Raw genomic sequence first — 12,776 nt, 5'->3', positions numbered from 1 at the left:
CTGGCTCCTCAGCTATGTTCCGTCTCAACCCCGCGGGCTTGAATTGAGTCAGGCAAGAACGCGGAGCACCGCGCGGAACACCACATGGACCACAAGCTGAGGAGCCTGAAATGACGGACACCATCCTGGTTCTGGGCGGCAACGGCAAGACCGGCCGCCGCGTCGCCGAGCGCCTCGCGGCCCGCGGCACCGACATCCGGATCGGCTCGCGCAACGCCGCGATCCCGTTCGACTGGAACGACCCGTCGACATGGAAGGCGGCGGTCGCCGACGTCTCGGCCGTCTACATCACGTACGTGCCGGACCTCGCCGTCCCGGGCGCCCCGGACGCGGTGGCCGCCTTCACCGAGACCGCGGTCGGCGCCGGGGTCCGCCGCCTGGTGCTGCTGTCCGGGCGCGGCGAGGTCGAGGCGCAGAACGCCGAGGAGCGCCTGCGGGTGGTGGCCGAGGGGGCTGGCGCCGAGTGGACGGTCGTGCGGGCCTCGTGGTTCGCCCAGAACTTCAACGAGAACTTCCTGATCGAGCCGATCCTCGCCGGTGAGGTCGCGCTGCCGGTCGGCGACGTGAAGGAGCCCTTCATCGACGTCGAGGACATCGCGGACGTCGCGGTGGCCGCGCTCACCGAGGACGGCCACAACGGCGAGGTCTACGAGGTCACCGGGCCGCGGCTGATCAGCTTCGCCGAGGCGGTGGCGGAGATCGGGACGGCGACCGGGCGCGAGATCGCGTACGTGACGGTTCCGATGGAGGCCTACGCGACGGTGCTCACCGAGGAGGCCGGCCTCGACGGGGAGACGGTCGGGTTCCTGACCTACCTGTTCACCGAGGTCCTGGACGGCCGCAACGCACATCTGTCGGACGGCGTGCAGCGTGCGCTCGGCCGCGAGCCGCGCGACTTCTCCGACTTCGCCCGGGACGCGGCGGCCACCGGCGTCTGGACCGCCTGACCGCCGAACGACAAGCGACAACCGACGACCGACGACCGCGACCGATTGCCCGGAGGGCAGCACTATGGACGGAACCCTGTTCGCACTGACGCTGGCCACCGCGCTCGGCAGCATCGCCATGGGCGGCGTGTTCTACGGATTCTCGGTACTGGTGATGCCTGGCCTGGCCCAGGTCCCGGCCAAGGACGCCACGGGCGTGATGCAGAGCATCAACCGCTCGGCGATCACCTTCCGCTTCCTGTCCGTGTTCATGGGCACCACCGTGGCGTCGCTGGGACTCGGGATCTGGGCGCTGGTCGACTGGCACGGCGACTACTCCGGCTTCCTGGTCGCGGGGGCGGCGACGTACCTGGTCGCGGGCTTCATGCTCACCGCCGGTTACCACGTGCCGCGCAACGAGGCACTGGACAAGGTGACCGCCGGCACCCCCGAGGCGGACCGCATGTGGGCGGCGTACCTGGTCGACTGGACGCGCATGAACCACGTGCGCGGCCTGGCCGGCATCGTCGCGGGCGGCCTGCTGATCGCCGGGATCGCGGCCGGCTGACCGAATCGACCCGGGTTAACCTGATCCGGCACGTCGTTCACGAGGGCCCGGACGCCAGTGGCGTCCGGGCCCTCGCGGCGCCCTGCGACCGTCCGCCGGAAATTCCTCCGACTTTCTCCGCGCCGCCGGGCAACCCGTATCGCCCCGGCCGTACTCGTGCTGCATGAAGGAGGTGCCGATTGAGCCCGGACGAGGCGGCACAGTTCCACGAGTTCGTCCAGGCACGCTGGGCGCGGCTCGTGCGCACGGCGTACCTGCTGACCGGCGACCACGGCGAGGCCGAGGACCTGGCGCAGAACACCCTGGTGAGGGTGTACGGCGCCTGGCACCGCGTGCAGTCCGCCGACAGCCCCGACGCGTACCTGCGCCGCATGCTCGTCAACGCGAACGCCGCGAGGTTCCGCAAGAAACGCATCACCCAGCTCCTGGGGGCGGAGGCCCCGGAGCGGGGCGAGGCGGACTCCGCGGACCGCATCGGGCAGCGTGACGCGCTCATGCGGGCGCTGGCACAACTGCCGCCGAAGCAGCGCGCCGCCGTGGTCCTGCGCTACTGGGACGACCTGCCGGAGACGGAGGTGGCCGAGATCCTCGGCTGCTCGGTCGGCACGGTCAAGAGCCAGGCGTCGAAGGGCCTCGCGAAGCTGCGCGCGGACCCCGGACTCGACGGGCCGCAATGGCACTCCAGCCCGCACGAGAACTCGGAGGAGCTGGTCCATGACCGGTCGTGACGAAGGACAGTGGATGCGCGAGCGGTTCGAGCTCGGCATCGGGGAACTGCCGGACATCCCGGTACCGCACGAGGCGATCGTGCGCCGCGGACGAGCCCGGCGGCGTACCCGCAACGCCGTGGCGGGCTCGGTCGCCTCGGTGCTGGTGGTCGCCGGGCTCGTGGCCGGCTTCACGCTGCCGGGCGGCGGCGGGAAGCAGACCACCGCCACCGACCCGATCCCACCGCCGACCCCGGCGAGTACGGCACCACCGCAGACGACCCCCACGCCGCCGAACCCGCTGGGGCTGGGCCGCGTGCCCCTGGCGTCCGGCCCGATGGACGGGCACACCTGGGAACTGACCCGGGTGCGGACGCAGGGCGAGTACGAGGAGGACACCTACGTCCTGCCCGGGGAGCCGACGCGCGCACCGAAGAAGCAGCAGGGCTACTGCGAGACGTTCGAAATCGCGGTCGACGGCCGGACGGTCGGCGATACCGGGCGCCAATGCGGCGACGCCCCGGACTGGGCCGGTGCCGACCGTGTGCCGGGCCAGATCAACTTCCTGACCGTGGAGGTCGACGACAAGCCGGACCACACGGACCTCGGCTTCGGCACGTTGGGCGCCGTCACGTGGGGTTTCGTGTCCCCGAACGTCGACAACGTCCGCGTGACCTTCAAGGACACCGGCGAGACCAAGACGCTGGCGCCGCAGTCGGCCGCCGGCGTGTCCGAGCGGTTCTACTTGCTCACCGTGGACCACGAGACCGGTTACGGGCGGAACGCGGACCTGGTGGCGTACGACGCCGCGGGCAACATCGTCGCCCAGGAACTCAACCGCCAGGTCAGCGCGGACTAGAAGCGCCTTCGTCGGGTGCGCCGGCGGGCCGTCCTCGACGCCCCCGCCTTGGACGGGCCCGCCCGCCCGTCGGCGCTCGTCGGGCCGACGCCCCTGGCCCCACGAGGAACTGCCGCCCCGGGCCGTCCGTTCGGCGGATATGGGGACCAACACGCGAACAGGACGCAAGGGAACGGGACCCGGCGCGATCACCCCGGACGGCTGCGCGGTCGAGCTCTACACGCGCCTGCCCGCCGCGGCCGAGCCGGACATCATCGCCGCGGCGGTGCCGGCGGGTGCGCGCGTCCTCGAACTGGGCTGCGGCGTCGGCCGGATGACGCATCCGCTGGTCGCCCACGGCTTCACCGTGACGGCCGTCGACGAGTCCCGGGATATGCTCGACCACGTCCGAGGGGCTCGGACCGTCCACAGCTCCATTGAACTCCTGGACCTGAGCGAGCAGTTCGACACGGTCGTCCTCGCGTCGTTCCTGGTGAACACCGGGGATGCCGACGAGCGGCAGGCCCTCCTGCGCACCTGCGCACGACACCTCGCGCCGGGCGGCCGCGTGCTGCTCCAGCGCGAGGGGCAAGGGTGGCACACGAACCTGCCGAGCGAGCGCGTCGACCCGGCCGGCTTCACCGTGCGCATGGTGTCGTCCGACCCGGTCGGCGACGGGGTGAACTCGATATACGCGGAGTACGAATTCCCCGACGCCACCTGGACCCAGACATTCCTTTCCCGACCGCTGACGGACGATCAGCTCGATGCGGCACTCGCGCAGGAGGGCCTCGCGGTGGACGCGTACCTCACCGACGACCGCACGTGGGTCTGCGCGCGCCGAGCCGCTTAGCCTGCCGCGCCGCGCCGAGCCGCGCGGCCGTGGTCCCGGGGCCACCGCCGCGCGGCGCGTACGGGAACCGGCTCGGCGGGAACCGCTCGGGGGAACCGGCTCGGGGGAACCGGCTCGGCCTCCGCTCCGTCACATCGGCGCGGGTCGCGGTTTCTGGTTCCTGTCGAAGGAGTGGACGTGTTGCGCTGGACCACAGGGCTTTCCATGCGATCGGGCATGTTGGCGGTGGGACTCGCCTTCGCGGTGGGATGCGGGTCGTCCTCGTCGTCCGGCGACGGGCGGCAGTGCACGATGATCGGGTCGCGCGTCGGCGTCGGGCTGGAGATAGCGGCGCAATACGCGGAGCGGACCGCCGCCGCGCACATGCGCGCCTGCGCCGGGGATGTGTGCCGCGAGGGCAACCTGCAGTTGTCTCCGTCCAGTTCCGCCGTCCCGCTCCCGTGCACCGGCGAGGTGTGCGGGGCGCAGGCGACACCCACCGGCGCGAAGAACGGATTCCTCGGCGTCCCCGAGCTGACCGGCGCACCGCTACGGGTGTCGCTGACGCTGAGCGACGCGGCGGGGGCCGAGGTGCTGGTCCGGGAGATCGAGGTGACGCCGGCCCAGACGTATCCGAACGGACCCGACTGCGGTCCCGGCGGATTCCAGGCGTCTCTGGCGGTGGGAGCGGACGGGGTGCTCGCGGCGCGCTGAGGCCGTCCGCGCACAATTCGCTTGACTTCAACCGAACTTCAAGTTGCATCGTGAGGGTGAGCGCGGTGCGTACGGCGACCGCGCCCGAACCGACGGGATGTGGCCCATGCACGCTGTGTTGCTCACCGAATTCGGCACGCCCGACGTGCTGCGGCTCACGGAGGTGCCCACCCCGGAGCCCGGGCCGGGCGGCATCCGGGTTCTGGTACGCGCCGCGGGCGTGCAGCCGGCCGACACGATGCTGCGCCGCGGGTTCGGGCCGCCGTCGATGGCGGTCGACCTCCCTCTCGTGCCGGGCAACGAGTTCGCGGGGGTGGTCGACGCGGTCGGGGACGGGGTCACCGAATTCTCCGCCGGGGACGAGGTATTGGGCTGGTCGATGCTGGGGTCGTACGCGGAGGCCGTTGTCGTGCCCGTCGACCAGGTGGTCCGCAAGCCCGCGTCGATGCCCTGGGAGGTCGCGGGCGTGATGTCGGCGTCCGGCCAGACCGCGCACCGTGCGCTGCGCGAACTGCGGGTGGGTCCCGGCGACACCGTGCTGGTGCACGCCGCCGCGGGCGGGGTCGGTACGGCGGCGGTCCAACTGGCCGTCGCCTGGGGCGCCGTGGCCGTGGGCACCGCGAGCGAGGCCAACCACGACTACGTGCGGGCGCTGGGCGCGACCCCGGTGGTGTACGGGGACGGTCTCGCCGCCCGGGTGCGAGCCGCGGCCCCGCAAGGCGTGGACGCGGTGCTGGACGCCGCCGGGCGCGGGGCGCTGGACGCGTCCGTCGAGCTGGTCGCCGACCGTTCGCGCATCGGCACGATCATCGACTTCGAGGGCGCCGAGCGCCTCGGTGCCGTGGGCCTGCGCGGCGGCCCCGGGGCCCGCACGACCGCTCGGCTGGGCGAGTTGGTCGACTTGTACGAGAAGGGTGCGCTCGCGGTCCACGTACGGCAGCGGCTGCCGCTCGCCGAGGCGGCGGAGGCGCATCGGATCGTCGAAGCGGGGCACGGTCGCGGGAAGGTCGTGCTCGTCCCCTGAGTCCGGCCGTCGGCGCCGTCCCGACCGCGGCAGCGGCAGCGGGCTTCGACGACTGCGCTTGTCGCCTGTGGCCTGTCGCTTGTCGCTTGTCGCCACTGTCATTGCCATCACAGTCGTCACAGTCGTCGACGACGTCACTGAGACCGTCGGCCGTGTGCCGTGCCCGTTTTCCGTCTTCCCACGGGCACGGCGCACGGCCGACTTGCGTTCTCGTGCGCCCACTTCGTCCCACGGTGGCTCGCACGCCCGACAGCAGGTACGTCAGCGGAGGCGCGGCCCGAGCGTCACAGGAACGGCGAGAACGGTTCACCCCCGAGACGCAGGTCGCCGACCGCCTCCAGCATGCGGTCCTGGACGGCGATGTGCTGCGACGCCGTGGCGATGTCCCGCAACTGGCGGTCCAGTGGCGTGCGGTCGGTGTAGACGGCGCTCGACCCGGCCAGGTCATACAGCGTCTGGACGGCCTCGCGGCAGGCACGGAAGGCGTACCGGCGGGCGAGCGCGCCCGGTCCGCGGTCGGGCGTGCCGCCCGCGGCGAGCGTCGCCCAACTGTCCTCCAGCGTGGTGCGCACGTACGCCCGGGCCGCGCCGACCAGGGTCTCGGCGTGCGCGAAGCCGGCCTGCACGCGCGGGTTGCGGCCCACCTTCTGACGGGTCATCGAGTCGGTCTTGTCGAGCAGCAGATCGCGGGTGGCGTCCAGCGCCGCCCGTCCGATGCCGAGCGCTACCCCCGCCATCTTGGCGACGAGGTGGTCCGCCGTCGCGTACAACGGGTCGGTGCGGAGCGGCGGATCGGTGAACACGAAGGTGTTCCCGCGGGCCACGAAGGCGTCGTGCACCTCGAAGTCGTGTGACCCGGTGCCGCGGAGGCCGGTGGTGTTCCAGGTCTCCACGACCCGCACCGCCGACGTGTCGAGCAGTGCGACACGCCACGAGGGCGTGTCGTCCTCGGCGAGGATGCCGCACAGGACGTGGTCGGCGGCCTGGATGCCGCTCGCCATCGCCCAGCGGCCCGACACGCGGTATCCGCCGGCGACCCGGCGGCCCCGGCCGAGCGGTGGCAGCACGGCGGCGAGCAGCCGGTCGGGCGAGGGGAAGACCGCCCGTACCTGCTCGTCGTCCCAGTGCATCGCGCACAGCCCGGCGTCGATACCGATCGCGGCGCACCAGGCGACCGAGGCGTCGGCGTACGCCAACTCCTCGATCGCGCTCACGATCTGATACGGCGTCATTCCGGGGCCGCCGAGGTGGGTGGGGAACAGCGCGCCGAGGAGCCCGGTGGCGCGCAGGCCGGCGACGACGTCGTCGGGTACCCGGCCGGCGGTTTCGACCTCGGCCGCTCGCGGTGCCAGCGTCGCGGCGAACTCACGTACCGCTAGCAGAACTTGGTCCGCCACCGGGGGTGATTCCCGGACCGCGGCGGGCGACTCGGCGGCGGCTGCTTCCGCCCTGTTCCGCCGCGTCACCGCGGGCGTCGGTTCCGCCACGCGGGCCGCTTCCGCCGGTGATCCGGGAGGCGTCGCCACGGTGCCGGGGTCGTCGAGGCCGACCGCACGCCACACCAGCGCCGCGACGTCCTTGTGGTCGCCCGCGACGAGCACGGTGGCGAAGCCGAGTTCGGCGGCGGCCGCGATGTTGGCGGGCGAGTCGTCGACGAAGAGCGTCTCCGCGGCCGAGGTCCCGAGGCCTTCGAGGACGGCGTGGTACATCCGCGGATCGGGCTTGCGGGCGCCGAGTTCGTAGGAGCGCACGATGACCGGGAACAGCTCCGCCCACGGGTGGAGGTCCCACCACAGCGGTTCCAGTTCGCGTACCGCGTTGGTGCACAGGGCGAGCGGCACACCTGCCGCTGCCAGGTCGCGGGCGAGGCCGAGGTACGCGTCGTCGAGCGTGAACGGCGGCGGCAACGGCATGCCCGGTGGCAGAGGTGCCCCGGGCGGCGGCAACGGCGGCATGCCGGCGGGTCCGCCCCCGGGGAAGCCGCCTGGGAATCCGGCCGGTCCACCCGGTCCACCGGCGCCCGGCGGGGGCATCGGCGGCATGGGCATGCCGGGCGGCATCGGAGGCAGCGGCATCCCCCCCGGCACCTCACCGGACATCGCCGCCCGGAACAGGTCGGTGAGGGTGATCTCGCCGCGTTCCAGACGGTGCCACGGGTGGTCGCCGTCGGCGCCGGACGGACCGAAGAAGTCCTTGGGCGGCGCCATCGGTCCGCCGGGCGGGTGCGCGAGCACTCCGCCGACGTCGAAGACGACGGCCTTCACCGGACCGGGCGTCGGGTCCTCTGCCATCAGGCGACCTCGGGGTAGTCGCGCAGCCGCCGCGAGTCGAGCATGCGGTGGTAGCGGATGAAGATGGACGTGGCGATGCCCTCGATGGCGGCGCGCGCCGCGTCGACGGTCTCCGGCGCCGCCGCCCAGGTGTCGAACCGCACGGCGTCGGCCTGCGGGTCGGGTTCCATGGCCGGCTCGTGCGGGCTGCGCTTGAGCGTCAGGTAGGGCAGCGGAAGACCGGTCTTCTCCTCGACGCGCCGGGCGAGCGAGCCGACCGCGTCCGCGTACGTCGCGGTCATCTTCTTCAGGGCGACGACCGTCCAGTAGCGCAGCAGGGGGTCGGTGGTGACGTCGATGTGGTGGGTGACGACGGCGCGCAGGTCGCGGTGCGTCTCGGTGGCGCGGTCGAGGTAGATGAACTCGAGGGTGCGGCTCACCGGCCAGTTGAGCCGGTCGTCGAGGCCGAGCGAGCGCCAGTCGACGTACAGCATCTTCGAGCGCGAACCGAAGCGCGCGGCAAGGCGGTTGACGGCGCGTTCGGCGGGAGTGGCCGGGAACGCGTACGGGACCATGTGCCGGTACACGGTCGGGGTGCCCGTGGTGTCGGTGGCCATGAACAGCAGCGCGAGCCGCAGGCGGGCCGCGCCCTCGTCGAGGTCGTCGACGCGGAAGAAGTCGAGGACGCCGGAGTCCGCGACCTTGTCGGTCTCGTGGCGCAGCGCGGCGACCAGCGGTTGCTGCGTTGGATGCGGGTCGGTGGGCCAGAAGTTGAACGTGTAGCCCTCCGGCCACAGGGCGTCGCCCTGGTAGTCGCCTTCGCGTTCGATGGCCTCGACGTCTGTGGGCGGACTGGCCTGCGTACGGCGGCGGAACGCGAATCCGCCCTGCGACAGGGTCTCCTGGGCGAGTTGCAGCATGTGGCTGTTCTGCTCGTCGATGAGCTCGAAGGCGCGTACCGCGAGGCGGATCGCGTCGTCGCGCTGCTCCTGGGTGAGCTCCATGTCGGCGAACACGGCCTCGTGCTCGTCCTCGACGGCGTGGCCGGTCTCGCGTTCGAGGTGGTACTGCCCCCAGTAGATGAGTTCGCGGCCGGTCCTGGCCGTGTAGCGGTCGGCGAGTTGCGAGGTGTGCCGGAACAGGGCGTTGCCGCAGGCTTCGATCGCCTCGACGACGGCGTAGCGTACGGCCGGGTCCTGCGCCTCGATGTAGAGCTTGGTGATCGCGGTGGTGCGGCGGCGCAGTTGCTCGTTGACCTCGCTGCTGAACAGCCAGTGGAAGACCTCCGACGGCTTCCACTCCAGCAGGTCGTCCCAGCCCAGGGTCTTGAAGTCCGCCATGAACAGCCGGGAGTGGGTCATGTCCTCGTCGGCGTGACCGGTCAGTGCGGCACGCGGGGCGTCGAGCGGGGGCGGCGGCGCACCGCTGCCGCCTGCCGGGCTGCCCCCGGGGCTGCCCGCCGGGCCGGCCCCGGGCGTTGTGCCGGTCCCGCCCGTCCCGCCGATCGTCGTCGAGTCGTAGGCGATGTGGTAGATGTTCAGTTCGCGGAAATACATGATGAAGTTCGTGAAGTACAGCGAGAACCAGAGTTTCTTTTCCGGCTCCGTGTCGTCTTCCTCGACCAGCCACTGGTGCAGTGGATGGTCCTCGATCCGGTTACGCCAGTCATCGATGATCTTCCTTACCTGCTCCATGGCGGGCTTTCTAACAGCGCCCGCCACGCACCAAGAAGAGAAAGTTTGACTCGCACACACAATCTCGACAAACGGCGTCCGAACTTCCGTTTGTTTACGGCGATTTAAACGGCGGACTGGCCTCCGTCGACTGCGAGAACCTGCCCGGTGATGTATGAGGCGGCGGGCGAGGCGAGGAACACCGCGACGGCGGCGACCTCCTCGGGCTGCCCCCAGCGGCGCATCGGCACGATGGCGGCGGTCTGCTCGCGAGCGGCCGGGTGCTCCCAGAAGGGGCGGTTGAGGTCGGTGCAGACCGGGCCCGGACAGATCGCGTTGACGCGTACGCCGACCGCCGCCCACTCGGCGGCCAGGCTCCGGGTGAGCGCGACGATGCCGCCCTTGGCGGTTCCGTACGCGGCCAGGAACGGCACGCCGAGCATGCCCGCCACCGAGGTCATGTTGATCACCGAGGCGCCGTTCCGGGACAGCAACTCCGTTGCCAGGGAACGGCATACGTTCACTGCGGAGTCGACGTTCAGGCGCCAGGCGGCCTCCCAGGCGGCCGGGTCGAGGCCGGCCGCCGGACCCGCGGCCGGAACGCCGCCCGCGTTGTTCACGACGGTGTCGACGTGCCCGAGCCCGTCGACCGCGGCCCGGACCGCGGCGGCCACCGCCTCGGCGTCGGTGACGTCGCACGGCAGCACGAGCGCGCGTCGGCCGAGCGCTTTGACCTCGTCGGCGACGACGTCGAGGGCGTCGGCCGCGCGGGCCACGAGCGCGACGTCGGCCCCGGCGGCGGCCAGCGCGAGCGCGGTCGCCTTGCCGATGCCGCGCGACGCACCGGTGACGAATGCCGAACGCCCGTCAAGATCGAACATTCCCATGCCTGTTCCCCCTGCTCCAGGTTTTCGGCCATGATTCCGTGCGGTACGGCACCGGGATGCGGAATCCACCGATACGGATCCGCGGTCCATCATATTTCGGCCATCCGGAGGGGCGATGAAATTCGGACTCACGATGTTCGCGACCGACCTGACAATTACCGTCACCGAGATCGCGGTCGCGGCCGAGGAACGCGGCTTCGCCTCGCTTTTCGTTTCCGAGCACACGCATCTGCCGACGAGCAGGCGCAGCAATCTGCCGATGTTCGACGAACTTCCGGTCGAATACGGACACACGCTGGACCCGCTGATCGCCCTCACCGCGGCCGCTGGCGCGACACGCGGCCTGCGGCTGGGCACCGGCGTGTGCCTGCTCGCGCAGCGCGAACCGATCGTGACCGCGAAGGCCGTGGCGTCGCTCGACCTGCTGTCGGGCGGACGGTTCGAGTTCGGGGTGGGGTTCGGATGGAACGAGGAAGAGGCGGAGGACCACGGCGTGGTCTGGTCGCACCGACGCGGCGCGGTCCGCGAACGGGTCCTCGCCATGCGGGAGTTGTGGCGAGAGGAGGTGGCGTCGTACGACGGCCGGCACGTCCGGTTCTCGCCCAGCTGGTGTTGGCCGAAACCCCTCCAGGCAGGCGGACCACCGGTGCTGCTCGGCGGCTTCGGCGGGCCGGTCCTTGCGGAGCACGTGGCCGAGTACGGGGACGGGTGGCTGCCGGTGGGGAGCATGAGCGTCGAATACGGTCTGCCGCAGATACGCGCGGCGTGCGAGCGCATCGGGCGGGATCCGGCGGACCTGCGCATCATCCCGTGCGGCGGCTTCCCACCCACCCCGGCCGAACTCGAGCGCTACCGCGAACTGGGCGTGATCGAGCAAGTCGTCCTGACAGTCCCCCACGCCCCGAGAGACGAGGTCCTGGCCACCCTCGACCACTACGCAAAGACGTTCCTCCCCGACTAGCGCCGCCCGGCGTCCTCAGGCCGACTCAAGCGCTGTGGTCATTCACCACCAACACCTGAGCCAACCGCACCGCCGCCCCAACCACGGCGGGCCACCCCGCCGCATCCAGGTAGACCTCATCGCACGCATCCGCGCCGACCGCGTCCTGCACCGCCCCGTACGCGACACCAAGCCGTCCCATCAGTTCGACTTCCCCCTCGGTGCGGAGAGTTTGCCCCAGCCAGGGCAGCGGATCGTCCGCGTCGCAGAAGTCGTCGAAGAGCACGTGCACGGCGTAGCCGAGGTCCTCGAACTGATCCGGGTCGAGCCACACTTCCCGCCGCCACGTCGGACTGGCCAGCCCCACGACCGCCGACACGACATGGCGGCGGCAGTGAGGGAAAGGAATCCCGTGATCGGCCACGAGCGCAAGGTACCCAACTCGCAATCGACCGGACCGGTGTGGCGCCGAAGGTTCTTGCCGCAGATGAGAGCTGCCGCGCGGGTCAGAGACGCGAGAAAGAGGTCGGACCTGTCAATGGCTCGTGCTGTCCTGGTCCGGTACGAACAGGCTCAGCCTGTGGGTCGTCGGATGCGTGAGGCGCCCGCAGAACATGTCAATGCGGGTCCTTGACCAGTCGATCTGGTTCTCTCCGGATCGCAGGCGGATCAGCTGGTCACGCCACTCGGACTCGTCTTGAGTCTCAAGAACGACCACCCAGCGACCCGTGCCGGGTGCGGTGCGAGCAGCAAACCGCCGGTACTCGTCCTGCTTCTTGCGCTTCCTGTTCCGTTGCCCCGGCATTGCTCCAGCTTCGCGGACCGCTGCGGCGGTCGTCCACGTGCTGACCACAGGAGTGGGCCCGCGACGCACGTCGGGGCCGGGCCGCGCCCCTGGGGCACAAGACGTACAGCCTGCGGAACGTGGCCGAGTGTCGCATCAACTGGCTCAAGCGGTGGCGTGGTGGCGACTGAGCGTTGTCGTGCCCAGTCGGGCTACCTCCGCCCGGCGGTGCGGCCCTGCCGAGGCGCCGGACCGGACAGTCTCGTCCCCTGTCGCCGGGCGGGGCAGGACAGGCAACACGGGCCGGTCGGGCCGCGGACCGGATGGCCACGAGGGGCCGGTCAGGCCGCGGGCCGGATGGTTCCGGGGCCGGTCGGGCGGTAAGGGCCCGGGCGGGGACCGGCGGGGAACTCCGTCTCTTCCTTATGCGTCACTCAGACTGGGGGGCTGCTGCTGCCGATTTTCCGCGCTCGTGATCGCTCGCCTCTCCTACGGCCACCCCTTCTGAACTGTTTATACGCAAAGTGTGCAAGGGTGGCGTTTTGGGGAGGGGTGCCTCGGTTGCCCCGCAAGGAGGGTCCAGCCGCCTGCGGCGACAGTCGGGAGTACGTCA

12 protein-coding genes are annotated in these 12,776 nt (G+C 71.3%); 8 read left to right on the top strand and 4 right to left on the bottom strand.

Translation table 11 applies throughout. The features are described 5' to 3' along the window. The first annotated feature begins 110 nt into the window (after window positions 1-110). The 7 genes from ACWD12_RS22895 to ACWD12_RS22865 all read left to right on the top strand — a co-directional run bounded on the left by ACWD12_RS22895 (window position 111) and on the right by ACWD12_RS22865 (window position 5,609). Window positions 111-947: an NAD(P)H-binding protein gene (locus tag ACWD12_RS22895; RefSeq protein WP_450101065.1), complete on the top strand. Its 837-nt coding sequence runs from the start codon at window positions 111-113 to the stop codon at window positions 945-947. A 64-nt stretch (window positions 948-1,011) separates the two neighbouring features. Next, window positions 1,012-1,494 (top strand): anthrone oxygenase family protein, encoded by a 483-nt coding sequence (locus ACWD12_RS22890; RefSeq protein WP_450101064.1) that lies wholly within the window; start codon window positions 1,012-1,014, stop codon window positions 1,492-1,494. A gap of 179 nt (window positions 1,495-1,673) precedes the next feature. Beyond that, window positions 1,674-2,222: a SigE family RNA polymerase sigma factor gene (locus ACWD12_RS22885; protein WP_358346911.1), complete on the top strand. Its 549-nt coding sequence runs from the start codon at window positions 1,674-1,676 to the stop codon at window positions 2,220-2,222. Further along, window positions 2,209-3,060, top strand: a complete 852-nt coding sequence (locus ACWD12_RS22880; RefSeq protein WP_450101063.1) for a hypothetical protein — start codon at window positions 2,209-2,211, stop codon at window positions 3,058-3,060. The genes ACWD12_RS22885 and ACWD12_RS22880 overlap by 14 nt, the downstream gene beginning before the upstream one ends. 139 nt (window positions 3,061-3,199) lie before the next feature. Next, window positions 3,200-3,892 (top strand): class I SAM-dependent methyltransferase, encoded by a 693-nt coding sequence (locus tag ACWD12_RS22875; RefSeq protein ID WP_450101062.1) that lies wholly within the window; start codon window positions 3,200-3,202, stop codon window positions 3,890-3,892. 204 nt (window positions 3,893-4,096) lie between these two features. Next, window positions 4,097-4,585: a hypothetical protein gene (locus ACWD12_RS22870; protein ID WP_450101061.1), complete on the top strand. Its 489-nt coding sequence runs from the start codon at window positions 4,097-4,099 to the stop codon at window positions 4,583-4,585. Between the two features lie 106 nt (window positions 4,586-4,691). After that, window positions 4,692-5,609, top strand: coding sequence for an NADP-dependent oxidoreductase (locus ACWD12_RS22865; RefSeq protein ID WP_450101060.1), 918 nt, complete (start codon window positions 4,692-4,694; stop codon window positions 5,607-5,609). Between the two features lie 284 nt (window positions 5,610-5,893). On the opposite strand, the gene ACWD12_RS22860 is transcribed toward ACWD12_RS22865, so the two are convergent. From ACWD12_RS22860 to ACWD12_RS22850, 3 genes are all read right to left on the bottom strand, one after another. Beyond that, the gene (locus tag ACWD12_RS22860; RefSeq protein WP_450101059.1) at window positions 5,894-7,900 is read right to left on the bottom strand and encodes an HAD-IA family hydrolase; all 2,007 of its coding nucleotides are present in this window, start codon (window positions 7,898-7,900) and stop codon (window positions 5,894-5,896) included. Beyond that, window positions 7,900-9,573, bottom strand: a complete 1,674-nt coding sequence (locus tag ACWD12_RS22855) for a hypothetical protein (protein ID WP_450101058.1) — start codon at window positions 9,571-9,573, stop codon at window positions 7,900-7,902. The genes ACWD12_RS22860 and ACWD12_RS22855 overlap by 1 nt, the downstream gene beginning before the upstream one ends. Before the next feature lie 104 nt (window positions 9,574-9,677). Continuing rightward, window positions 9,678-10,439 (bottom strand): SDR family NAD(P)-dependent oxidoreductase, encoded by a 762-nt coding sequence (locus tag ACWD12_RS22850; RefSeq protein ID WP_450101057.1) that lies wholly within the window; start codon window positions 10,437-10,439, stop codon window positions 9,678-9,680. 115 nt (window positions 10,440-10,554) lie between these two features. Between ACWD12_RS22850 and ACWD12_RS22845 the strand changes: the two genes are divergently transcribed. Continuing rightward, window positions 10,555-11,400 (top strand): LLM class F420-dependent oxidoreductase, encoded by an 846-nt coding sequence (locus ACWD12_RS22845; protein ID WP_450101056.1) that lies wholly within the window; start codon window positions 10,555-10,557, stop codon window positions 11,398-11,400. A gap of 25 nt (window positions 11,401-11,425) precedes the next feature. On the opposite strand, the gene ACWD12_RS22840 is transcribed toward ACWD12_RS22845, so the two are convergent. Continuing rightward, window positions 11,426-11,803: an SCO4402 family protein gene (locus ACWD12_RS22840; protein ID WP_450101055.1), complete on the bottom strand. Its 378-nt coding sequence runs from the start codon at window positions 11,801-11,803 to the stop codon at window positions 11,426-11,428. Window positions 11,804-12,776: the final 973 nt, after the last annotated feature.

This window comes from Streptodolium elevatio, assembly GCF_053592165.1.
Note: the sequence above shows the minus strand (reverse complement) of the source record. Positions and strands in the feature narration are given on the sequence as shown.

What these genes read in the sequence shown, in the direction of transcription:
- ACWD12_RS22895 (WP_450101065.1), top strand. Translation starts at nt 111, where the DNA reads ATGACGGACACCATCCTGGTTCTGGGCGGCAACGGCAAGACCGGCCGC.
- ACWD12_RS22890 (WP_450101064.1), top strand. Translation starts at nt 1,012, where the DNA reads ATGGACGGAACCCTGTTCGCACTGACGCTGGCCACCGCGCTCGGCAGC.
- ACWD12_RS22880 (WP_450101063.1), top strand. Translation starts at nt 2,209, where the DNA reads ATGACCGGTCGTGACGAAGGACAGTGGATGCGCGAGCGGTTCGAGCTC.
- ACWD12_RS22875 (WP_450101062.1), top strand. Translation starts at nt 3,200, where the DNA reads ATGGGGACCAACACGCGAACAGGACGCAAGGGAACGGGACCCGGCGCG.
- ACWD12_RS22870 (WP_450101061.1), top strand. Translation starts at nt 4,097, where the DNA reads ATGCGATCGGGCATGTTGGCGGTGGGACTCGCCTTCGCGGTGGGATGC.
- ACWD12_RS22865 (WP_450101060.1), top strand. Translation starts at nt 4,692, where the DNA reads ATGCACGCTGTGTTGCTCACCGAATTCGGCACGCCCGACGTGCTGCGG.
- ACWD12_RS22860 (WP_450101059.1), bottom strand. Translation starts at nt 7,900, where the DNA reads ATGGCAGAGGACCCGACGCCCGGTCCGGTGAAGGCCGTCGTCTTCGAC.
- ACWD12_RS22855 (WP_450101058.1), bottom strand. Translation starts at nt 9,573, where the DNA reads ATGGAGCAGGTAAGGAAGATCATCGATGACTGGCGTAACCGGATCGAG.
- ACWD12_RS22850 (WP_450101057.1), bottom strand. Translation starts at nt 10,439, where the DNA reads ATGGGAATGTTCGATCTTGACGGGCGTTCGGCATTCGTCACCGGTGCG.
- ACWD12_RS22845 (WP_450101056.1), top strand. Translation starts at nt 10,555, where the DNA reads ATGAAATTCGGACTCACGATGTTCGCGACCGACCTGACAATTACCGTC.